16 protein-coding genes are annotated in these 23,337 nt (G+C 59.5%); 13 read left to right on the plus strand and 3 right to left on the minus strand.

Features of this window, described 5'->3' with window-relative positions:
* Positions 1-105: 105 nt before the first annotated feature.
* On the minus strand, positions 106-1,512 hold the full coding sequence (gene glnA / locus AACY08_RS09350) for a type I glutamate--ammonia ligase (RefSeq protein WP_339415502.1): 1,407 nt from the start codon (positions 1,510-1,512) through the stop codon (positions 106-108).
* A 332-nt stretch (positions 1,513-1,844) separates the two neighbouring features.
* Between glnA and thiI the strand changes: the two genes are divergently transcribed.
* Together thiI and typA are read left to right on the plus strand one after the other, a co-directional pair.
* A complete protein-coding gene (gene thiI / locus AACY08_RS09355) occupies positions 1,845-3,299 on the plus strand; it encodes a tRNA uracil 4-sulfurtransferase ThiI (protein ID WP_339415503.1) in 1,455 nt (484 codons plus the stop codon).
* Positions 3,300-3,438: 139 nt separating this feature from the next.
* Positions 3,439-5,259 carry a translational GTPase TypA gene (typA, locus tag AACY08_RS09360; RefSeq protein ID WP_339469174.1) on the plus strand — a complete coding sequence of 607 codons (1,821 nt, stop codon included), beginning with the start codon at positions 3,439-3,441 and terminating at the stop codon, positions 5,257-5,259.
* 200 nt (positions 5,260-5,459) lie between these two features.
* On the opposite strand, the gene AACY08_RS09365 is transcribed toward typA, so the two are convergent.
* Complete coding sequence (locus AACY08_RS09365; protein ID WP_049710458.1) at positions 5,460-5,894, minus strand: YkgJ family cysteine cluster protein; 435 nt, start codon at positions 5,892-5,894, stop codon at positions 5,460-5,462.
* A 240-nt stretch (positions 5,895-6,134) separates the two neighbouring features.
* Here AACY08_RS09365 and AACY08_RS09370 point away from each other — a divergent pair, with 240 nt between their 5' ends.
* The 6 genes from AACY08_RS09370 to AACY08_RS09395 all read left to right on the plus strand — a co-directional run bounded on the left by AACY08_RS09370 (position 6,135) and on the right by AACY08_RS09395 (position 15,779).
* A complete protein-coding gene (locus tag AACY08_RS09370; RefSeq protein ID WP_339457309.1) occupies positions 6,135-8,585 on the plus strand; it encodes a glycogen/starch/alpha-glucan phosphorylase in 2,451 nt (816 codons plus the stop codon).
* Between the two features lie 169 nt (positions 8,586-8,754).
* A complete protein-coding gene (locus AACY08_RS09375) occupies positions 8,755-12,273 on the plus strand; it encodes a DUF2339 domain-containing protein (RefSeq protein ID WP_339469175.1) in 3,519 nt (1,172 codons plus the stop codon).
* Positions 12,273-13,628: a DUF3999 domain-containing protein gene (locus AACY08_RS09380; protein ID WP_339469176.1), complete on the plus strand. Its 1,356-nt coding sequence runs from the start codon at positions 12,273-12,275 to the stop codon at positions 13,626-13,628. The genes AACY08_RS09375 and AACY08_RS09380 overlap by 1 nt, the downstream gene beginning before the upstream one ends.
* A 109-nt stretch (positions 13,629-13,737) precedes the next feature.
* Positions 13,738-14,748, plus strand: coding sequence for a class 1 fructose-bisphosphatase (locus tag AACY08_RS09385; RefSeq protein WP_057008551.1), 1,011 nt, complete (start codon positions 13,738-13,740; stop codon positions 14,746-14,748).
* Between the two features lie 176 nt (positions 14,749-14,924).
* The gene (locus tag AACY08_RS09390; protein WP_049710452.1) at positions 14,925-15,179 is read left to right on the plus strand and encodes a lipoprotein; all 255 of its coding nucleotides are present in this window, start codon (positions 14,925-14,927) and stop codon (positions 15,177-15,179) included.
* 30 nt (positions 15,180-15,209) lie between these two features.
* The gene (locus AACY08_RS09395; RefSeq protein WP_314561686.1) at positions 15,210-15,779 is read left to right on the plus strand and encodes a lipocalin family protein; all 570 of its coding nucleotides are present in this window, start codon (positions 15,210-15,212) and stop codon (positions 15,777-15,779) included.
* Positions 15,780-15,905: 126 nt separating this feature from the next.
* On the opposite strand, the gene AACY08_RS09400 is transcribed toward AACY08_RS09395, so the two are convergent.
* Positions 15,906-17,270, minus strand: a complete 1,365-nt coding sequence (locus tag AACY08_RS09400) for a formimidoylglutamate deiminase (RefSeq protein WP_339469178.1) — start codon at positions 17,268-17,270, stop codon at positions 15,906-15,908.
* Positions 17,271-17,417: 147 nt separating this feature from the next.
* Here AACY08_RS09400 and hutC point away from each other — a divergent pair, with 147 nt between their 5' ends.
* The 5 genes from hutC (at position 17,418) to AACY08_RS09425 (ending at position 23,276) form a co-directional block, all read left to right on the plus strand.
* Positions 17,418-18,128, plus strand: coding sequence for a histidine utilization repressor (gene hutC, locus AACY08_RS09405; protein WP_173668614.1), 711 nt, complete (start codon positions 17,418-17,420; stop codon positions 18,126-18,128).
* Positions 18,125-18,685, plus strand: coding sequence for a HutD/Ves family protein (locus AACY08_RS09410; protein WP_339469179.1), 561 nt, complete (start codon positions 18,125-18,127; stop codon positions 18,683-18,685). Before hutC ends, AACY08_RS09410 begins: the two co-directional genes overlap by 4 nt.
* 342 nt (positions 18,686-19,027) lie before the next feature.
* On the plus strand, positions 19,028-20,698 hold the full coding sequence (gene hutU / locus AACY08_RS09415) for a urocanate hydratase (RefSeq protein ID WP_339427295.1): 1,671 nt from the start codon (positions 19,028-19,030) through the stop codon (positions 20,696-20,698).
* A gap of 85 nt (positions 20,699-20,783) precedes the next feature.
* A complete protein-coding gene (locus AACY08_RS09420) occupies positions 20,784-22,241 on the plus strand; it encodes a purine-cytosine permease family protein (protein ID WP_339469181.1) in 1,458 nt (485 codons plus the stop codon).
* A gap of 69 nt (positions 22,242-22,310) precedes the next feature.
* Positions 22,311-23,276: an ABC transporter substrate-binding protein gene (locus AACY08_RS09425; protein ID WP_339469182.1), complete on the plus strand. Its 966-nt coding sequence runs from the start codon at positions 22,311-22,313 to the stop codon at positions 23,274-23,276.
* Positions 23,277-23,337: the final 61 nt, after the last annotated feature.

Consider the following 23,337-nt stretch of genomic DNA (forward strand, 5'->3'; position numbering starts at 1 on the left):
TATCGCGGGCAAGCCCGCTTCCACATTTTTCACCTATTGCGGGCAAAAAAAGACCTCCGCGAAGGAGGTCTTTTTCATCACGCCACCTTAAGCAGCGCTACCGGATCAGCAGCTGTAGTACAGCTCGTATTCCAGTGGGTGTACGAAGGTGCGAACCTTGATTTCTTCTTCGCTTTTCAGGCCGATGTAAGCGTCGATGAAGTCGTCGCTGAACACGCCGCCTTTGGTCAGGAACGCGCGGCCCTTGTCCAGCTCTTCCAGGGCTTCTTTCAGGCTGCCACACACTTGTGGGATCTCTTTGGCCTCTTCAGGCGGCAGGTCGTACAAGTTTTTGTCGGCGGCGTCGCCTGGGTGGATCTTGTTCTGGATACCGTCCAGGCCGGCCATGACCAGGGCGGCGAACGCCAGGTATGGGTTGGCTGCTGGATCCGGGAAGCGTGCTTCGATACGGCGGGCGCGAGGGCTGGAGACGTAAGGAATACGGATCGAGGCGGAACGGTTACGTGCCGAGTAGGCCAGCATTACCGGGGCTTCGAAACCTGGGACCAGACGCTTGTAGGAGTTGGTCGACGGGTTGGTGAAGCCATTCAGGGCCTTACCGTGTTTGATGATGCCGCCGATGAAGTACAGGGCGGTGTCAGACAGGCCGGCATAACCTTCGCCAGCGAAAGTGTTCTTGCCCTCTTTGGCGATGGACAGGTGAACGTGCATGCCCGAACCGTTATCGCCGTACAGAGGCTTAGGCATGAAGGTCGCGGTACGGCCGTAAGCCACGGCAGTGTTGTGTACGCAGTACTTCAGGGTTTGAACTTCGTCAGCCTTGGCCACCAGGGTGTTGAACTTCACACCGATTTCGTTCTGACCGGCAGTGGCCACTTCGTGGTGGTGCACTTCGATGACCAGGCCCATGTCTTCCATGGCGTTGCACATGGAGGTACGGATTTCGTGGTCATGGTCGAATGGCGGAACCGGGAAGTAGCCACCTTTGATACCTGGACGGTGGCCATGGTTGCCGCCTTCGACGTCCTGGTCGGACATCCACGAACCTTGTTCGGAGTAGATCTTGAACATCGAACCGGAGATGTCGGACTTGAACTTGACCTGGTCGAAGATGAAGAATTCTGGCTCCGGGCCTACGAATACGGTGTCGCCGATACCGGTGGACTTCAGGTATTCCTCGGCACGCTTGGCGATCGCACGTGGGTCGCGGTCGTAGCCTTGCATGGTCGAAGGCTCGATCACGTCGCAAACCAGGATCAGGGTTGGCTCTTCGGTGAACGGGTCCAGCACGGCAGTGCTGTCGTCCGGCATCAGGATCATGTCGGAGGCTTCGATGCCTTTCCAGCCAGCGATGGAGGAACCGTCGAACATTTTGCCTTCTTCAAAGAAAGCATCATCCAGCGCGTCGCGAGCCGGCATGGTCACGTGGTGCTGAGTGCCTTTGGTGTCCGTGAAGCGCAGATCAATCCATTTAACGTCATGATCTTTGATGAGTTGAACCGACTTCGACATAGTGTCCTCCGGGTGGCTTCGGGCTGGGTAGTGGAGTAGCCCTTAGAATTTGGGTGATGCCGGCGCGGATACTCCGCCATGGCAACCTGCCTCACAAGAGAGCAAATTGCATGCCAGTGCGCCAACATGGGTTTTTTGATCTAAAAACGCCCCTATAAAAGTGCATTGCGACAAAAGCGTAAAATTTGCGCACCGCAATGTGGCGCAACGGAAGGTTGGCGCACCTATTTAGTGCGCTGCCTGTGCTTTGTATATTAACTGGTTAAACCGTGAGCGATTTCCGCTATAATCCGCGCCCCCCTTTTTCAGCAGGCCCGGCGCGCGCTGTTTCCATGAAATTAATCGTTAAAGTCTTCCCCGAAATCACCATCAAAAGCCGACCGGTACGGATGCGTTTCATCCGTCAATTGGCTAAGAACATCCGTGCCGTGCTCCGCGATCTGGACCCGGCTGTGGTGGTGAATGGTGTGTGGGACAACCTCGAGCTGGAAACCCGTATTACCGAGCCCAAAGCCTTGAAAGACATGACCGAGCGCCTGAGCTGCATGCCGGGCATCGCGCATTTCCTGCAGGTGGATGAGTACCCGCTGGGCGACTTCGATGACATCACCGAGAAGTGCAAACAGCACTTCGGCAGCGAGCTTGAAGGCAAGATTTTTTCGGTGCGTTGCAAGCGTGCCGGCAAGCACACCTTCAGCTCCATGGACGTCGAAAAATACGTTGGCAGCAAGCTGCGTCGCGAGTGCGGCGCCGCTGGAATTTCCCTCAAAGCGCCGCAAATTGAAGTGCGCATGGAAATTCGCGACCAACGGTTGTTTGTGATCCACAGCCAGCACAACAGCATCGGTGGCTACCCGCTGGGCGCCCTGGAACAGACCCTGGTATTGATGTCCGGCGGTTTCGATTCCACGGTGGCGGCTTACCAGATCATGCGCCGCGGCCTTATGAGCCACTTCTGCTTCTTTAACCTGGGCGGGCGTGCACACGAATTGGGCGTGATGGAAGTTGCGCACTTTATCTGGAAGAAATACGGCAGCTCCCAACGCGTGCTATTTGTAAGCGTGCCGTTTGAGGAAGTGTTGGGCGAAATTCTCGGTAAAGTCGATAACAGTCATATGGGCGTAGTTTTGAAGCGTATGATGTTGCGCGCTGCGTCACGGATCGCCGATCAGTTGCAGATCGACGCGCTAGTGACCGGTGAGGCGATCTCCCAGGTGTCCAGCCAGACGCTGCCGAATCTGTCGCTGATCGACTGCGTGACCGAAAAGTTGGTGCTACGCCCGCTGATCGCCAGTCACAAGCAGGACATCATCGACCTGGCCGAAGAAATCGGTACCGCTGATTTCGCCAAGCATATGCCGGAATATTGCGGGGTCATCTCGGTGAACCCCAAGACCCACGCCAAGCGCAACCGCGTGGAGTACGAAGAACAACAGTTCGACATGGCGATTCTTGAGCGTGCGCTTGAGAACGCCAAAATGGTCCCGATCGATCGCGTAATCGACGAACTGGGCCAGGACGTGAAGATCGAAGAAGTCAGCGAAGCCCTGGCTGGCCAGATCGTCGTCGACATCCGTCACCCGGATGCCGCCGAAGATGAGCCGCTGGAAATCGCCGGCATCGACGTACAAACGCTGCCGTTTTATGCATTGAACGCGCGTTTCAAGGAACTGGATAACAGCCGTCAGTACCTGTTGTATTGCGACAAAGGCGTGATGAGTCGCCTGCATGCCCACCATTTGCTCAGTGAGGGGTATGCCAATGTGCGCGTTTATCGACCGAGCTAAGAGCCCGGGGCTGTTTGCCTGTGGCCTGCGTCACCGGCCCCCCGACTCTGCCGTCAAGCTGTAACGGCAAGGCCTGACTCTACTGTAAATCGCTGCCACGACCTGTCAGCACACCGAATCCTCTGATCGAGATACACAAGTGATCGAAAATCTACGTAACATCGCCATCATTGCTCACGTTGACCATGGTAAAACCACCCTGGTAGACAAACTCTTGCGTCAATCCGGCACCCTGGAGCGCAACGAGCTCAACGACGAGCGCGTGATGGACTCCAACGACCAGGAAAAAGAGCGCGGTATTACCATCCTGGCTAAAAACACCGCTATCAACTGGAACGGCTACCACATCAACATCGTGGATACCCCGGGCCACGCCGACTTCGGCGGCGAAGTAGAACGCGTAATGTCGATGGTTGACTCCGTTCTGCTGCTGGTTGATGCTCAAGACGGCCCTATGCCGCAAACCCGTTTCGTGACCAAGAAGGCTTTCGAAGCCGGCCTGCGTCCGATCGTGTGCATCAACAAGGTTGACCGTCCAGGCGCACGTCCGGACTGGGTTCTGGACCAGATTTTCGACCTGTTCGACAACCTGGGTGCTACCGAAGAGCAACTGGACTTCCAGGTTATCTACGCCTCGGCCCTGAACGGTATTGCCGGTCTGGAACACACCGCCATGGCGGAAGACATGACCCCGCTGTACCAGGCGATTGTTGACCACGTTCCACCACCGAAGGTTGACCGTGACGGTCCGTTCCAGATGCAAATCTCGGCACTGGACTACAACAGCTTCCTGGGTGTTATCGGCGTTGGCCGTATCGCTCGTGGTAGCGTCAAGCCGAACACCCCGGTTGTCGCTATCGGCGCCGACGGCAAGAAGCGTAACGGCCGCATCCTGAAGCTGATGGGTCACCACGGTCTTCACCGTATCGACGTTGAAGAAGCTTTCGCAGGCGACATCGTTTGCGTGAGCGGTATGGACTCGCTGTTCATCTCCGACACCCTGTGCCAGCCGGACAACGTCGAGGCGATGAAGCCTCTGACCGTTGACGAGCCAACCGTTTCCATGACCTTCCAGGTAAACGACTCGCCTTTCTGCGGTAAAGAAGGCAAGTTCGTGACTTCCCGTAACATCAAGGAACGTCTGGACAAAGAGCTGCTGTACAACGTTGCTTTGCGCGTTGAAGAAGGCGACTCGGCTGACAAGTTCAAGGTTTCCGGCCGTGGTGAGCTGCACCTCTCGGTACTGATCGAAACCATGCGTCGCGAAGGCTTCGAAATGGGCGTTGGTCGTCCAGAAGTGATCATCCGTCAGGTTGACGGCGTGAAGCAGGAACCGTTCGAAAACGTCACCATCGACACCCCGGAAGAATCCCAGGGCAAGGTGATGGAAGAGATGGGCCTGCGTAAGGGCGACCTGACCAACATGGTGCCGGATGGCAAAGGCCGTGTACGTCTGGAATACAACATCCCTGCGCGTGGTCTGATCGGTTTCCGTAACCAGTTCCTGACCCTGACCAACGGTGCTGGCATCCTGACCTCGATCTTCGATCGCTACGACACCATGAAGTCCGGCGATATGTCTGGCCGTCAGAACGGTGTTCTGGTCTCGGTTGAAACAGGTAAGGCACTGACCTACTCCCTGGAAACCCTCCAGGCGCGTGGCAAGCTGTTCGTTGAACACGGTCAAGAGATCTACAACGGCCAGATCGTTGGTCTGAACAGCCGTGACAACGACATGGGCGTCAACCCAACCAAAGGCAAGAAGCTCGACAACATGCGTGCTTCGGGTAAAGACGAAACCATCGCTCTGGTTCCACCTGTTCGCTTCACCCTGGAACAGGCCCTGGAATTCATCCAGGACGACGAGCTGTGCGAAGTTACGCCTAAGTCGATCCGCCTGCGTAAGAAGATCCTGGACGAAGGCGAGCGTACCCGCGCTGCCAAGAAAGCCAAGAACTGAGTTAACTCAGGCTGAATGAAAAACGCCCCCGGTCGAAAGGCCGGGGGCGTTTTTTTATGTCTGCAGTTTGTGTGGTGTTTGTGCCGACCCTTTCGCGAGCAAGCCCCCACACATTCGACCGCGTTGTTTCAGGATGAGCGCGGTCAAGTGTGTGCGGGCTTGCTCGCGAAGAGGCCCGTCAGAACACCACAAAATCCAGATCAGAATTTGTCGAGGGTCTTGAACTTAGTCTCGCGCACTACTTCTTTCGGCTTATACGCGCAATACCCAGGCCGCGGCCCGATCTTCGGGTGATTGCGGCAAGTATCCGGGCGTTTGTCATAAATAGTGCAGAAGCGCGTCTTACGATCCAGGTACAGGCAATCGTTGTTGCTCATGCGCTGCAGGGTAAAAATTTCTGACTTGGAATTGAAACGCTCGACGATGCCTTCCTTCTGCAAGCGCTTGGCGATGTTCTTCGCCGGGTCGCCCAGTTCGAACTCATCGACGATGCCGATGCGGATCAGGTCTTTGATCTTCACTTCGACCGGCAGCGTGCAGCAGCTGGACACGCAACCACCGCACATGTGCGCGGAATATTTCTGCCACGTTTCAAGGCGGTCGAGTTCCGCGGCGGCGATCAGTTGAGGCTTCATCAGGGTTCCAAAAAGGTGGGGCTGTGTCCGGGCGCGCGATGATACCGGGATTGGTGATTTTTTGAACAATATTTTCCGGGTTTCTGCTCGAAGGTGGGTAGGGGTAAAAGCAGGCACGGCCCCTGCATTAAAATCCTGTATAGATGAATGCGTTAAAAAACTGACGAACCAGAGCGTCTACCTTCTGTCAGACCGTCTAGGCTCTAGCAACTCCTTCTATCTCGCCCGAGGTCGCAATTGATGTCTCAGGAACCACTTGCACGAGAAGCAGAGGTAGCCGCATTTCGCGATGCCGTCTTGACCAAACTCACTTACGCGGTGGGCAAGGACCCGGATCACGCCTTCGACCACGACTGGTTCGAAGCCATTGCCCTGGCCGCACGCGACCAGATGGTCGACCACTGGATGGACCATACGCGGCGCATTTACCGCAAAGGTCAAAAGCGCGTTTATTACCTTTCCCTGGAATTTCTCATCGGTCGCTTGCTCTACGACAGCCTGAGCAACCTTGGCGTGCTGGAGATCGCGCGCGATGCACTCTCGGAGCTGGGCGTCGATCTTGAGCGCATCCGCCTGCTGGAGCCCGATGCGGCGCTTGGCAACGGTGGTCTAGGCCGCCTGGCCGCGTGCTTTATGGAAAGCATGTCGACGTTGGGCATTGCGGGTCACGGTTATGGCATTCGTTATGAGCACGGCCTGTTCCGCCAGGCGATTGTCGATGGCTGGCAACAGGAGCAAACCGAACGCTGGCTGGATTTCGGCAACCCATGGGAATTCGAACGGGCCGAAGTGATTTACCCGATCGGTTTTGGCGGCAGCGTCGAAACCCTGCCGGATGCTTCCGGCAAGCTGATCCAAGTGTGGACGCCGAGCGAAACCGTACGCGCGGTTGCCTACGACACCCCGGTGGTCGGCTGGCGCGGCGCGAGTGTCAATACCTTGCGCCTGTGGCGTGCTCGCGCAGTGGAAGACCTGCACCTGGAGCGTTTCAACGCCGGTGACCACTTGGGCGCCGTCGCCGAAGTGGCCCGCGCTGAAAGCATCTCCCGGGTGCTTTACCCTGCGGACAGCACCGAAGCGGGGCAGGAACTGCGCCTGCGCCAGGAATACTTCTTCGTCTCGGCCTCGCTGCAGGATCTGCTGCGTCGTCACAAGAACATGCACGGCTCGGTGCTGAGCCTGGGCGAACACGCCGCGATCCAGCTCAACGATACCCACCCGTCCATCGCCGTGGCCGAGTTGATGCGCCAATTGGTCGACTTGCACGACATTCCGTGGGAAGCGGCGTGGGACGTCACCGTCGAAACCCTTTCCTACACCAACCACACCCTGTTGCCCGAGGCATTGGAAACCTGGCCTGTCGGCTTGATGGAACGCATGCTGCCCCGGCACATGCAGATCATCTACCTGATCAACGCCCAGCACATCGACTCGCTGCGCGCCAAGGGCGTCCACGATTTCGACGTATTGCGCGCCGTATCGCTGATTGAAGAAGACAACGGCCGCCGCGTGCGCATGGGCAACTTGGCATTCCTCGGCTCCCACAGCGTCAACGGTGTGTCGGGTTTGCACACCCAGTTGATGCGCAACACGGTGTTCTCCGAGCTGCACAAGCTGTACCCGGAGCGCATCAACAACAAAACCAACGGCATCACCTTCCGCCGCTGGCTGTACCAGGCCAACCCGAAACTCACGTCGATGCTCGTGGGCGCATTGGGCCCGGACATTCTCGACAACATGGAAACGCGCCTGGGCGAGCTGGAAACCTTCGCCGAGAAGCAGACCTTCCGCAAAGCCTTCGCCGATCAGCGCCTACACAGTAAGCGCGCACTGGCGGACCTCATTCACGAACGGCTGGGGATCGCGATCAACCCGGCGGCGATGTTCGACGTGCAGGTCAAGCGGATTCACGAATACAAGCGCCAACTGCTGAACCTGCTGCACACGGTGGCGCTCTACCAGGCTATCCGTGCCGAACCGGGCACCGACTGGGTGCCGCGTGTGAAGATCTTCGCGGGTAAAGCGGCGGCGAGTTATCACCAGGCCAAGTTGATCATCAAGTTGACCAACGACATCGCGCGAACCGTTAACAACGACCCGACCGTGCGCGGTTTGCTCAAGGTGGTGTTCCTGCCCAACTACAACGTCAGCCTGGCGGAAAGCATCATCCCGGCAGCGGATTTGTCGGAGCAGATTTCCACCGCCGGCTTTGAAGCCTCGGGCACCAGCAACATGAAGTTCGGTCTCAACGGTGCGTTGACCATCGGCACCATGGACGGCGCGAACGTGGAAATGCACGAGCGCGTGGGCGCCGAGCATATGTTTATCTTCGGCCTCAGCGCGCAGGAGGTGGAAGCGCGTAAACACGCCGGTGAATTCAACGCCGGGCAGGACATTGCAGCGTCCAATCGCCTCAGCGATGTGCTGCAAGCGATTCGCGGCGGGGTGTTCTCGCCGGATGATCCGGGCCGGTATGTCGGGCTGATCGACGGGTTGATCGACTACGACCGCTTCCTGGTGTGTGCCGACTTCGACTCGTACTGGGACGCACAGGCGCGGGTCGAAGCGCATTGGCATGATTCCAAGGCGTGGTGGCGTTCGGCGGTGCTCAATACCGCGCGGATGGGGTGGTTCTCTTCGGACCGGACGATCCGCGAGTACGCCACAGAGATCTGGAAAGCGCTCGACTAAACGCTGCAATACAAAATGTGTGCGGGCTTGCTCGCGAATACGCTGTATCAGTTAACGAGTATGTCGGCTGATACACCGCTTTCGCGAGCAAGTCGAATCTTCGCACCGCCGCTCCCACATTGAGTCCGCGTCGATATACTAGGCCACGGTTTGCTTAGGGATATCGACCATGCAATGGATTTTCATGCTGATTGGCCTTGCGCTCGGCTGGACGCTCGATGAGTCGTTCAGTGACGCGGGCATCGGTGCGCTGTTGGGGCTCGGCATTGGCCAGGCAATTCGCCTGGCTAAGCTGTCGGCCCAAGCGGACCAGCGGGCGCGTCAGTTGGAAACCACGCAAAAGTCGCTGATAGCGCTGGGCGAACGCTTGCGGCAACTGGAAGTGCCCGCGCCGACGAGCAGTGTCATCGCCGAAACACCCATCCCCGAGCCGACACCTATTACCCAAGCCCCAGAGCTTGTTTGGGAGCTGCCTGCCGACATCACACCTGTCGCCACGGTCGCCAATCCGAGCCAGCCGCTGCCGGCCGACGTCTGGACGCCTGCCCCAACTCCGCGCCCTCAAGCACCTGCCATTCCTCGTGGCCCCAACTTGATCGAACGCGCCATCAGTGGCGCACGCAATTGGCTGTTTGGCGGCAATACCGTGCTGCGGGTTGGCGTGGTGCTGCTGTTTCTCGGCCTGGCCTTCCTGCTGCGTTACGCCACCGAAGGCATGGTGGTGCCGATCGAGGTGCGTTACGCCGGGGTTGCCGCTGCGGCGTTAGGCCTACTCGGTCTGGGCTGGTGGCTGCGGCGGCGTAACAGCAGCTACGGCTTGATGTTGCAAGGCACCGGGATCGCAGTGTTGTACCTGACGGTGTTTGCTGCGATGCGTTTGCATCCGTTGATAGACCCGAGTGCGGCGCTGGGTTTGCTGGTGGCCGTCACGGTGTTTTCGGCGATCCTGGCAATCACCCAGGATGCCTTGGGGCTGGCCTCTGCGGCGGCGCTCGGCGGCTTTGCGGCGCCCATCCTCACGTCTACCGGTGCCGGTAACCATGTCGCGCTATTCAGTTACTTCGCCCTGCTGAATGCCGGCATCCTCGCCATCGCCTGGTTCAAGGCCTGGCGTTTGCTCAACCTGATCGGCTTTGTCGGCACCTTTGGTATCGGCTTCGCCTGGGGTCTGCGCTCCTACACGCCGCAATTGCTGTGGAGCACCGAACCGTTCCTGATTCTGTTTTTCCTGATGTACCTGACCATCGGCCTATTGTTCGCCCGGCGCAAATTGCTGGAGATGAGCGACGCGCCCGAGGATGACAGCCGTGGCGCGCTACTGCGCTGGTCGGCGGCCAAGGGTGATTATGTCGACGGCAGCATGTTGTTCGGTCCGCCGCTGGTAGGTTTTGGCTTGCAGTTCGCGCTGGTGCAGCACGTGGAGTTCGCCGCCGCCTTCAGCGCGCTGGGCTTGGGCGTCATCTACATGGGGTTGGCTCGGCTGCTGAGCGGCGGGCGCGCCTTGCTGTTGGCGGAGACCTGCCTGGCCCTGGGTGTGATCTTCGCCAGCCTGGCGATTCCCCTCGGGCTGGATGCGCGCTGGACGGCTGCGGCCTGGGCGGTGGAGGGCGCTGGGATTTTCTGGCTCGGCTTGCGTCAACAGCGGCCACTGGCGCGAGCATTTGGCGTGTTACTGCAATTGGGTTCGGCGCTGGCTTTTCTCCGTGAGCTGCACCTCGGCGAACATAGTTTGCTCGCCGGCGCGCCATTGGGTGCGCTGTTGCTGGGCGCGGCGTTGCTGTTCAGCTTTGATCAATTGCGCAAGACACCCTCCGAACAGGCGACTGATTTGGAGCGCAAAGGTCTGCCCGTGCTGGCGAGCCTTGGCTTGAGCTTTTTGTACCTGCTCGCACCCTTGCTGCTGAATACTCAAGGCACGGCTGTCAGTTGGGCAATCGCCGGCCTGGTGACCCTGTTCGTCGGCCTGCGCATTGGTTCGCGGACCTTCCTGTTCAGCGCATTCGCCGTGCAGTTGCTGGGCGGCGCGTTGTTCCTGCTGCGCTTGCAGGGCGGTGACGGGGCGGCGGTATTTAATGCGGGGTGGAGTGGCTTGCTCACGGCCTCGCTGATCGGCCTGGCGTTGATTGGCGGCATGCTCCTGGCGGCGCGCGATGAGAGGGTGCGCGCCGATGTACGGCTGTTACGTGGTTTGTCGGTGGTTCTGCTGGCGGGTCTTGTCCTGATTAATCTCGCGGTGCTGTTCGTCTTGCCTTGGGAGCGCGCGAGCGGCGTATGGGCGGCCAGCGGTTTGTTGATCATCTGGCTGAGCCTGCACCTGCAACAGCGCGTCAGCTTTGTGTTCGGCTTGCTGCTGCAACTGATCGGCGGCGGCTCGTTCCTGTTGGCGGTGCCGGAGTTGCTTGGCCCGTTGACCCGTGAGGGCCTGCGTCCGTTGGCCCACAGCGGTTTCTGGACGCCGATGGTGCTGGGCCTGGCGGCACTGGTCGGTGCTTGGCGCTTGCAGCGCAAACCCCACGCGCCGGTGTTTGCCGTGTTGAAACTGCAGCGCCTGTCCGACGTGCTGCTGGTGTGGGGCGCGGCCTGGTGGACGCTGGCATTGGTCGGTGAAGTGTTGCGGTTTATCCCGCAAGCACTGCAGGGCTCGTTTTTGTTGGGCATCGCAGCGGTAAGCGTGGCGATCTGGGCGTTTCTGTCCGAGCGACTGCGCTGGGCGTCGTTGGGCATGCTCTGCACTTTGTTGATGCCGGCGGCCGGTGCGGTGTTGCTGGTGTCTGCGCATACCTATTACCACCCGGCGGCGCAGTACGGTTGGCTGGCTTGGTTAGCGGTGTTCGTGGTGCATTTCATCTCGCTGCGGCGTTTGGCGGCGGTGGTTCCAGCCAAGGTACTGAGCGCGGCGCACGTAGTGGGCTGCTGGATGCTGATCGGCGTGATGGCGCTGGAGGTGCGTTACGGCCTGCTGGTGCTGTCGAGCGAGTACAACGCCTGGCGCTGGCTGGGCTGGGCGATTCTGCCAAGCCTGTACCTGGTGCTGGCCGCCGCGCCACGCCGTTGGCCATGGCCGGTGTCGGCGTACCCAAGGGAATACCGTGTGCTGGCCGCGCTACCGCTGGCAGTGCTGATGTTGGGGTGGTTCTGGCTGGCGAACAGCTTCAGCGACGGCACGGCCGAGCCGTTGCCTTATGTTCCGCTGCTCAACCCGTTGGATCTGGGCTTGTTGTTCGCGCTGCTGGGCATTTACCTGTGGTCGCGCAGTGCGGCGCCTGAGCGTGGGCCGCGTATTGAATTGATCGCCCAGGGCGTGGCGGGTGTCTCGCTGTTCGCCTTCTTTACGGCGTTGGTGATGCGCACCGCTCATCATTGGGGCGGCGTGCCGTTTCAATTGGATGCGTTGCTGGCGTCGATGCTGGTGCAGGCCGGCCTATCGATCGTCTGGACCTTGATCGCCCTTGGCCTGATGATCGGCGGTCACCTGCGCCATCGTCGCGAAGTGTGGCTGATCGGCGCGGCGCTGATTGCGGTGGTGGTGGCCAAACTGTTCTTTGTCGAACTGAGCAACCGTGGCGGCCTGGCGCGGATTGTGTCGTTTATCGGTGTGGGCGGGTTGTTGCTGGTGGTGGGCTACTTTGCGCCGCTGCCGCCAAAACGCGTTGAACCTGTGACTGAAACCGAGGGAGCGTCTTCTTGATGGGCAAGCTGAAACTGAGTGGTTTGGCGGTATGGATGGCGTGTTCGGCAGCCTTTGCACAGGAAGGTCCGTCCGACTTCACCACCCATGTGCCGCTGGCCGTGAGCGGCAGCGGGCCCTGGTATCGCCTGGAACTGCCACTGGCCGTGCAATTGAGCGCGCGCCAGGCTGATCTCAGCGATATGCGGGTGTTCAACGCCGCCGGCGAGCCGCAGGCCTATGCGTTGTCGCGCCAATCTTCGCAGCGCACCGAAAGCCGCAACGTCACCGACGTTAAGTGGTTCCCGCTGTACGCCGCCGACACCCAGCAAGCCCTGCCCGACGTGGTGATGAAAGCCTCCACCACAGGCACCCTGGTGGAAATAAAACCGTCCGCTGCGCCAAAACCCGGCAAGCAAGTGCTGCGCGGCTGGGTATTGGACGCCAGTGCGATCAAGGCGCCGTTGCAGCAATTGAGTCTGGACTGGAGCCGCGAGCAAGAGGGCTTCCAGCGTTTCAGCATTGAGGCCAGTGATGACTTGCAGCACTGGCAAGCCTGGGGCGATGGGCAGGTGGCGCGCTTGTCATTCGCCGACGAGCGGGTCGAGCAGCATGACGTGAACTTGCCTGGGCAATCGGCGCGTTACCTGCGCCTTGTCTGGCAAGGCCAGGCGGCGCCGCTGCTGACCTCGGCAAAGCTGGTGAGCGCGACCAGCAGCAGCCTGCCGATGCCGTTGGTGTGGTCGCAACCCTTGGCGGGTACACGGTTAAAGGCTGGGGAATACAGCTGGCAGTTGCCCGTGGGGCTGAGCATCGAGCGGCTGCGCATCGAATTGAAGCAAGCCAACACGCTGGCGCCCGTTACGCTGGCGGGGCGTAGGGACAGCAAACAGGCGTGGCAGCCCCTGAGCAATGGCGTGCTGTATCGCCTGACCCAGAATGGCCAGGACGTGGTGCAGGATGAATTGCAGCTGCCGGGCCAAACGGTCGCCGAACTCAAGTTGGCAGTGGATGAACGCGGCGGCGGCCTGGGCATTGAAGCGCCAGCGCTGCGTTTTGCGGTGCGCGCCACGCAGTTGGTGTTCCTGGCCCGGGGCGAGCCGCCGTTTACACTGGCGCTGGGGAATGCGTCGGTCAAGGCGGCGAACCTTGCGCTTTCGACCCTGATCCCTGACTACAGCGCCGAGCGTCTCAAGACATTGGGACAAGCGAAAGTCGCCGGGGAAGTCGCCGTGACATCGCCGCCGATCGTAGCGGCTGCCGATGCCGGCACGAACTGGAGAAAACTCGGGCTTTGGGCCGTGTTACTGCTCGGCGTGGCGGCACTGGGCGCCATGGCCTACAGTTTGCTGCGCAAGCCGCCGGTGGCACGTTAAATAAAGTCCATGAACTCTATTGGGTTTAAATCCTCTGATAGGAGGAAATACGCCCCGACTCGCGCTAAACTGCGCGGGTTTTCAAGCCCCCCATTCTCCGGAGCCTTACATGTCCCGCGTTACCTTGAGTCGCTATTTGATCGAGCAGACCCGCAGCAACAACACGCCTGCCGATCTGCGCTTCCTTATCGAAGTGGTGGCGCGTGCTTGCAAGGAAATCAGCCACGCCGTGTCCAAAGGCGCACTGGGTGGTGTCCTGGGCAGCATGGGCACTGAAAACGTGCAGGGCGAAGTGCAGAAGAAGCTCGACGTCATCTCCAACGAGATCCTGCTCGAAGCCAACGAATGGGGCGGTCACCTGGCCGGCATGGCGTCCGAAGAAATGGACAATGCCTACCAGATCCCGGGCAAATACCCGAAAGGCGCGTACCTGCTGGTGTTCGACCCACTTGACGGCTCGTCCAACATCGACATCAACGCTCCCGTCGGCACCATCTTCTCGGTACTGCGTTGCCCTAACGAGTACTTGAGCCAGAACGAGGCCCTGAACGAAAAGGCCTTCCTGCAGCCAGGCACCGAACAGGTCGCGGCGGGTTACGCGATCTATGGCCCGCAGACCATGCTGGTACTGACCCTGGGCGACGGCGTCAAAGGCTTCACCCTGGACCGAGAAATGGGCAGTTTCGTACTGACCCACGAAGACATCACCATTCCTGCGTCCACCCAGGAATTCGCGATCAACATGTCCAACCAGCGCCACTGGGAAGAACCTGTGACCCGCTACGTGGGCGAGTTGATGGCCGGCGAAGAAGGCCCGTTGAAGAAAAACTTCAACATGCGTTGGGTCGCCGCGATGGTGGCCGACGTGCACCGCATCCTGACCCGTGGTGGCTTGTTCATGTACCCACGCGACAGCCGCGAGCCGTCCAAGCCAGGCAAACTGCGCCTGATGTACGAAGCCAACCCGATGTCCTTCCTGGTTGAGCAGGCAGGCGGCGCGTCCACCGACGGCCACCAGCGTATCCTCGACATTCAGCCTGAAGGCCTGCACCAGCGTGTGGCGGTGTTCCTGGGTTCGAAAGAAGAAGTTGAGCGTGTGACGGCTTACCACAAGCAGTAAGTTGCGGCGATAAGTGATCGGCGTTTTTGGGCGCCGGTTCACCCTTAAAGAAGCCCCGAAACGTTTCAGCGTTTTCGGGGCTTTTTTGTTTTCGTTCGTCGGGAACCAGAAACCCCTTTTCCCTTCTAAGCTTCTGGCAGACCCCCATTCTGCTTAGTCCCTCCAGGAGTTTTTCCATGTCGTTACGTCGTCTCGCCTTGCTGACCTTTTGCGTGCTGTTGGCCGCTTGCAGCAAGGTCAACCAAGAAAATTACGCGAAGCTTTCCGCTGGCATGCCTAAGGCTGAAGTGGAATCACTGCTGGGTCAGCCGACTGACTGTTCCGGCGCACTGGGCATGTCCAGCTGCACCTGGGGTGATAAAAACAGCTTTATCAGCGTGCAATATGCCGGTGACAAGGTTCTGATGTTTTCCGGGCAAGGCCTGAAGTAAACCGGGGCGAGAGCCTGCGGGAGAAGAAGAATGATCCGTTTTGTTTTGTTCCTTTGCGCCAGCCTGTTTTTGGCGGGCTGCGCCAGCCATTCTGGCGATGATCTGCAACCCAAGACTGCGAACAACGTCAACCTCAAGCGTTATCAGGGCACTTGGTATGAGTTGGCCCGATTGCCGATGTACTTCCAGCGCAACTGCGCGCAGTCCGAAGCCCGCTACACATTGCTGCCTGATGGCGACATGTCGGTGTTCAACCGCTGCCTGACGACCGAGTGGAAGTGGGAAGAAGCCAAGGGCACGGCTACGCCGCAAGTGCCGGGCAAGACTGACAAGCTTTGGGTGGAATTCAATAACTGGTTTACCGCACTGTTGCCGGGCGTTGCCAAGGGCGATTACTGGGTGCTGTATGTCAGCGATGACTACAAGACCGCGATTGTTGGCAGCCCGAGCCGGCGGTACATGTGGATTTTGTCGCGCACGCCTACGGTGAGCGCCGACACTCGCGAAGACCTGTTGAGCAGGGCGCGGCAGCAGGGGTATGACACCACGCGGTTGATCTGGCGCACGTCGGACAAGCAGATGGCGAAGACTTCGCAGTAACCCGAAAACACCGTTTTTCAAATGTGGGAGCTGGCTCGCCTGCGATAGCATCAACCTGGTTTGACAGGCACGCCGCGGTGTCTGCATCGCAGGCAAGCCAGCTCCCACATGTGTTTTAGGGGGTTATTAACTCAGCAAATCTCTCAAGACTTGGGTGAACGCCCGGCTACTTTCTTCCTCGCCGGCATGCCGCCCATCCCGCACCACCCACTTCCCGTTCACCAGCACATCACGCACCTGCCGATCCCCACCGGCAAACAACCAGCGATTCAAAATCCCGTCTTCGCTTGCCGTCGCCAGGTACGGATCATTGCCATCCAGTACCAGCCAATCCGCACGTTTACCCACTTCCAATCGGCCAATCGGCTGCCCCAATGCCTGGGCGCCACCGTCCAGCGCCGCGTCAAACAGCGTGCGACCCACCATCGGTTGATCACTGCGATACAGGCGGTTACGCCTTTGATCGCGCAGGCGCTGGCCATATTCGAGCCAGCGCAATTCCTCCACCACGCTCAGTGACACATGGCTATCGGAACCGATGCCCATGCGTCCGCCTTGGGCGAGAAAATCCACGGCCGGGAAAATCCCGTCACCCAGGTTAGCCTCGGTAGTCAGGCACAAACCGGCAATTGCGCGGCTCTTGGCCATGCGCGTGACCTCTTCAGGATCTGCATGCGTGGCATGCACCAGGCACCAACGTTCATCCACCTCGACATTGTCATACAGCCATTGCAGCGGGCGCTTTCCGCTCCAGGCCAGGCAGTCGTCGACTTCTTTCTGCTGTTCGGCAATGTGGATGTGCACCGGGCACGCCTTGTCGCTGGCGGCCAGCACTGCATGGATTTGCTCGGGCGTGACGGCGCGCAGGGAGTGGAAACACAACCCCAACTGCTGCGCCGGCTGTGCCGCCAGGATCGGTTTCAGCCGCGCCTGCAGGTCCAGATAGTTTTCAGTGCTGTTGATAAACCGCCGCTGGCCTTCATTCGGTGCCTGGCCGCCAAACCCGGAGTGGGTGTAAAGCACAGGCACCAATGTCAGGCCAATGCCACTGCTGGTCGCTGCCTGGCTGATCTGTCGCGACAGCTCCGTGCGGTCGGCATACGGCTGGCCGTTGACATCGTGGTGCACATAGTGAAATTCGGCCACCGAGGTGTAACCGGCCTTGAGCATCTCGATGTACAGCTGGCGCGCGATGACGTGCAATTGCTCCGGACTGATCTTGCCGACCATGCGGTACATCAAATCGCGCCAGGTCCAGAAACTGTCATTCGGGTTTCCGGCCACTTCTGCCAAACCTGCCATTGCGCGCTGGAAAGCGTGGGAGTGCAGGTTCGGCATGCCCGCCAACACCGGGCCTCTCAGCCGTTCTGCAGCGTCTGCGCTGGCATTGGCCTCAACTCTTGTCACCACCCCATCTGCGCTGATTTCAAGGCGTACATCGTTGGCCCATCCATTAGGCAGCAGCGCGCGTTCGGCAAAGAAAGCGGACATGATCAAGGCACCCCGGTCGTGTGTTTATTTGTATATACATATACAGACGTTTGCCTGCTCGGTAAACTCCGGCAATCTATGCATCTTTTTCCCCTGCAAGGATTCCCTGTGCCGACTCCGCCTGCCAAGTCTTCGCTGGCTGCCCACATGGACGAAAGTCCGGCGCCCTTGTATGCCCGCGTCAAACAAATGATCAGCCAGCAGATCCTCAACGGCAACTGGCCGCCTCACTACCGTGTGCCGTCGGAGAGCGAACTGGTCAGCCAGTTGGGTTTCAGCCGCATGACTATCAACCGCGCCCTGCGCGAGCTCACCGCCGAAGGCTTGTTGGTGCGCATGCAGGGCGTCGGTACCTTCGTCGCTGAGCCCAAGAGCCAGTCCGCGCTGTTTGAAGTGCACAACATTGCCGATGAGATCGCTTCTCGCGGTCATCGACACACCTGCCAAGTCATCACCTTGGGCGAAGAAGCTGCCGGTTCCGAGCGCGCCGTCGCGCTGGAAATGCGCGAAGGCGGGCGGGTGTTCCACTCGTTGATCGTGCACTTCGAGAATGATATTCCCGTGCAAATCGAAGACCGTTTCGTCAATGCACTGGTCGCCCCGGAATACCTGCAACAGGATTTCACCCAGCAAACGCCCTACGCCTACTTGAACCAGGTTGCACCGTTGACCGAAGGCGAGCACGTGGTCGAAGCGATCCTCGCTGACGCCGCCGAATGCAAGCTGCTGCAGATCGAGCCCAGCGAACCGTGCCTGTTGATCCGTCGACGCACCTGGTCGGGCCGCCAGCCGGTGACGGCCGCACGTTTGATCCACCCCGGTTCCCGTCACAGCCTGGAAGGACGTTTCAGTAAATGAGTTCCGTAAAAGTCTGGCGCGCTGCCGATTATGTACGCATGCCCTGGAAAAACGGCGGCGGCAGTACCGAAGAAATTGCCCGTGATGCCGGCGCAGACCTGGATGGCTTTGGCTGGCGCCTGTCGATTGCGGATATTGCGGAATCGGGCGGTTTTTCCATCTTCGCCGGCTACCATCGGGTGATCACCGTGATCAAAGGCGCCGGCATGGTGCTGACCGTGGATGGCGAAGAACAGCGCGGGTTGTTACCGCTGCAACCTTTTGCGTTCAAGGGTGACAGCCAGGTGGAGTGCCGATTGATCACAGGGCCCATCCGCGATTTCAACCTGATCTATTCGCCGCAGCGTTACCACGCGCGGCTGCAATGGACCGACGGTGTGCAGCGTTTCTTCAGTACCGTGCAGACGGTGTTGGTGTTCAGCGTTGCCGATGAGGTGAAGGTGCTGGACGAGAAATTGGGGCATCACGATTGCCTGCAAATCGACGGTAACACTGGCCTATTGGATATTTCCGTCGCCGGCCGTAGCTGCATCATCGAACTGACCGCACGCGGTTAAAAAATGTGGGGGCTGGCAAGCCAGCTCCCACAATTGTTTTGTGGGGAACATTAAATCTGTTTCCAGTCTCTGCACCAGTTTGTTACTGAATGCCCCAGTGTGGCGCAAAACTACATTGTCGTGACAAACCTCCCTCGCAGCAAAAGCCTTCCGTAAGAAATTTCATCAAGCCTCTAAGGCTTAATTTCAAAGGCTCGCGCACGCATCACCAAAAATTCTCGACAGCTCTCTTAGAAAGTTGGCCGCTTGATTGCATATGCTTGTATGTACAAGTAAAGATGTGTGCGTAAGAGTCAACTTCGCACCAACAAAGTATGCGCATCAATCGCCGAGGAGTTTTTTGTGACTAAGCCAACCAAGTACCGTGACGTAGAAATCCGCGCCGCCCACGGTAACAAGCTCACCGCCAAAAGCTGGCTGACTGAAGCGCCGCTGCGCATGCTGATGAACAACCTCGACCCACAAGTGGCCGAGAACCCTAAAGAACTGGTGGTATACGGCGGTATCGGCCGTGCGGCGCGTAACTGGGAGTGCTATGACCAGATCGTCGAGAGCCTCACCAACCTGAATGATGACGAAACCCTGCTGGTGCAATCCGGCAAGCCGGTTGGCGTGTTCAAGACCCACAGCAACGCCCCGCGCGTACTGATCGCCAACTCCAACCTGGTGCCGCACTGGGCCAGTTGGGAGCACTTCAACGAGTTGGATGCCAAGGGCCTGGCCATGTACGGCCAGATGACCGCCGGCAGCTGGATCTACATCGGTAGCCAGGGCATCGTCCAAGGCACCTACGAAACCTTCGTCGAAGCCGGTCGCCAGCATTACAACAGCGACCTGACCGGCCGTTGGGTCCTCACCGCCGGCCTCGGCGGCATGGGCGGCGCCCAACCACTGGCTGCAACCCTGGCCGGCGCGTGCTCGCTGAACATCGAGTGCCAGCAGGTCAGCATCGATTTCCGCCTCAGCAGCCGCTATGTCGACGAGCAAGCCACGGACCTCGACGACGCCCTGGCGCGCATCGCCAAATACACCCAGGAAGGCAAGGCCATCTCCATCGCCCTGTTGGGTAACGCCGCAGAGATCCTGCCTGAACTGGTCAAGCGCGGCGTGCGCCCGGACATGGTCACCGACCAGACCAGCGCCCACGACCCACTCAACGGCTACCTGCCGGCCGGCTGGACCTGGGACGAATACCGCGCCCGCGCCAAGACCGAACCGGCTGCCGTAATCAAGGCCGCCAAGCAGTCGATGGCCGTGCACGTCAAAGCCATGCTGGAATTCCAGAAACAAGGCATCCCTACCTTCGACTACGGCAACAACATCCGCCAGATGGCCCAGGAAGAAGGTGTAGAAAATGCCTTCGATTTCCCAGGTTTTGTACCGGCGTACATCCGCCCACTGTTCTGCCGTGGCATCGGCCCGTTCCGTTGGGCTGCACTGTCCGGCGACCCGCAAGACATCTACAAGACCGACGCCAAAGTCAAAGAACTGATCCCCGACGACGCGCACCTGCACAACTGGCTGGACATGGCCCGCGAGCGCATCAGCTTCCAGGGCCTGCCGGCGCGTATCTGCTGGGTTGGGCTGGGCCAGCGCGCCAAGCTCGGCCTGGCGTTCAACGAAATGGTACGCAGCGGCGAGCTGTCTGCACCGGTGGTGATTGGTCGTGACCACCTCGATTCCGGCTCGGTCGCCAGCCCGAACCGCGAAACTGAAGCCATGCAGGACGGTTCCGACGCCGTGTCCGACTGGCCGCTGCTCAACGCCTTGCTCAACACTGCCAGTGGCGCGACCTGGGTTTCGCTGCACCACGGCGGCGGCGTGGGCATGGGCTTCTCCCAGCACTCCGGCATGGTCATCGTCTGCGACGGTACCGACGAAGCGGCTGAGCGGATCGCCCGCGTGCTGCATAACGACCCGGCCACCGGGGTGATGCGTCATGCGGATGCGGGTTACCAGATCGCGATCGACTGCGCCAAGGAGCAGGGCCTCAATCTCCCGATGATCAAATAACCCATGTGGGAGCGGGCAAGCCAGCTCCCACAGAAAAGCGGTTTTACACAGGCTTTATGAACAATCCATCAGAGGTTGAACATCCATGGTTGCAAATGACGCACGTGCAAGCACCACGCCGTTGATCGAAAGGCGTTCGATCGACTACATCCCGGAAGCGGAAAGACACGGTCGTCTATTGAGCCAGTTCACCCTGTGGATGGGTGCCAACCTGCAAATCACCGCCATTGTCACCGGGGCCCTGGCCGTGGTGCTGGGCGGTGATGTGTTCTGGTCGTTGATCGGTTTGCTGATCGGCCAACTGATTGGCGGCGGCGTGATGGCGCTGCATGCGGCGCAAGGGCCCAAGCTGGGCCTGCCACAGATGATCTCCAGCCGGGTGCAGTTCGGTGTGTATGGCGCGGCTATTCCGATTGTGCTGGTCTGTTTGATGTACCTCGGTTTTACCGCCACCGGCACCGTGCTGTCCGGTCAGGCGCTGGGCCAGTTGTTCGGTGTCAGCGACAGCGTCGGGATCCTGATCTTCGCCAGTGTCATCGTGCTGGTGACGGTGCTGGGTTACCGGGTGATCCATTTCATTGGGCGTGTCGCCAGCGTCATTGGGGTGATTGCCTTTATCTACCTGTTCAGCCGTCTGATAGGCCAGACCGACGTTGGCGCGCTCTTGCAAATCCGCCACTTCAGCTGGAGTAGCTTCCTGCTGGCGGTGTCGCTCGCGGCCTCCTGGCAGATCGCCTTCGGCCCTTATGTGGCTGACTATTCACGCTATCTGCCGAGCAAGACGTCTTCGGTGAAGACGTTTTTCGCGGCTGGCGCGGGGTCGGTGATTGGGGCGCAGGTGGCGATGACCCTTGGCGTGTTTGCCGCGGCCATGTCCAATGGGCAATTTGCCGGTCACGAAGTGGCCTACATCGTGGGGTTGAGCGGTACCGGCGCCACCGCTGCGCTGCTGTATTTCAGCATCGCGTTCGGCAAGGTCACCATCTCCACGCTGAACTCCTACGGCAGCTTCATGTGCATCGCGACCATCATCAGCGGCTTGCGTGGCCGCCTGGAGGTCACGCGCCTGCAGCGTCTGGTGTTTGTGCTGGTGATTGTCGGTACGGCGACCCTGATCGCGTTGCTCGGTCAGCACTCATTCCTCGGCGCGTTCAAGTCTTTCATCCTGTTCCTGCTGGCGTTCTTTACGCCATGGAGCGCGATCAACCTGGTCGACTACTACTGCATTACCCGCGAGCGCTATGACGTGCCGGCGCTGGCCGACCCTAACGGTCGCTACGGCCGTTGGAACCTGCTCGGTATCAGCGTGTATGTCTTCGGCGTGCTGGTGCAGTTGCCATTTATCTCCACCCAGTTCTACACCGGTCCGCTGGTGGCTGCGCTGGGTGATGTGGATATCTCTTGGATCATCGGGCTGGTGCTTCCCGCAGCCTTGTACTACGTGTGTGCGAAAAAATGGCACGGCACGGTGCCCGATCAATTGATCCTGCCAGCAGAGCAGGGCGCTATACCAACAACAAACGGGCTGGCTGCACAAGCCTGATGGGACGTGGACAGGGCAGGACGCCTACTGACTGCCGTAATCCATTTCAAGATTGGGAGCGTCACAACAATGAAAATGCATAAGACCCTGTTGGCCACACTGTTCTCTGCGGGCGTGCTGGCGAGCGTTGGCGCCCAGGCGGCGGGCTGGTGCGAATCCGGCAAACCGGTCAAATTCGCCGGCCTGAACTGGGAAAGCGGCATGTTGCTTACTGACATCCTGCAAACCGTGCTGGAAAAAGGCTACGACTGCAAAACCGACAGCCTGCCAGGCAACTCCATCACCATGGAAAGCGCCCTGAGCAGCAACGATATCCAAGTGTTTGCCGAAGAGTGGGTCGGCCGCAGCGAGGTCTGGAACAAGGCCGAGAAGGCCGGCAAAGTCGTCGGTGTCGGTGCGCCTGTTGTCGGTGCTATCGAAGGCTGGTACGTGCCGCGCTATGTGATCGAAGGCGACGCCAAGCGCAAGCTGGAAGCCAAGGCCCCAGGCCTGAAAACCATCGCCGACCTGACCAAGTACGCCTCGGTGTTCAAGGACCAGGAAGAACCGTCCAAGGGTCGCTTCTACAACTGCCCGGCTGGCTGGACCTGCGAGCTGGACAACAGCGAAATGCTCAAGAGCTATGGCCTGGAAAGCACCTACACCAACTTCCGCCCAGGCACCGGCCCGGCGCTGGATGCGGCGGTGCTGTCGAGCTACAAGCGCGGCGAACCGATCCTGTTTTACTACTGGTCGCCGACGCCGCTGATGGGCCAGGTCGACCTGGTCAAGCTGGAAGAAAAACCCGGCGTGGATAAGAGCGTGAGCATCAAGGTCGGCCTGTCCAAGGCTTTCCACGAGCAAGCGCCGGAACTGGTGGCCGTGCTGGAAAAGGTCAACCTGCCGATCGACCTGCTGAATCAGAACCTGGGTCGTATGGCCAAGGAGCGAATTGAGTCGCCGAAACTGGCGAAAATATTCCTCAAGGAACATCCTGAAGTCTGGCATGCGTGGGTGAGCGAAGACGCAGCCAAGAAAATCGACGCGGCCTTGTAGGTCAAGCCTGTCCGGCTACCCTAAGGGGCTGGTCGGACAGCCGGGCACAACCCACTGGATC

The sequence above is a fragment of the Pseudomonas sp. EL_65y_Pfl1_R83 genome, from assembly GCF_963970695.1.
Taxonomy (GTDB): Bacteria; Pseudomonadota; Gammaproteobacteria; order Pseudomonadales; family Pseudomonadaceae; genus Aquipseudomonas; species Aquipseudomonas tritici.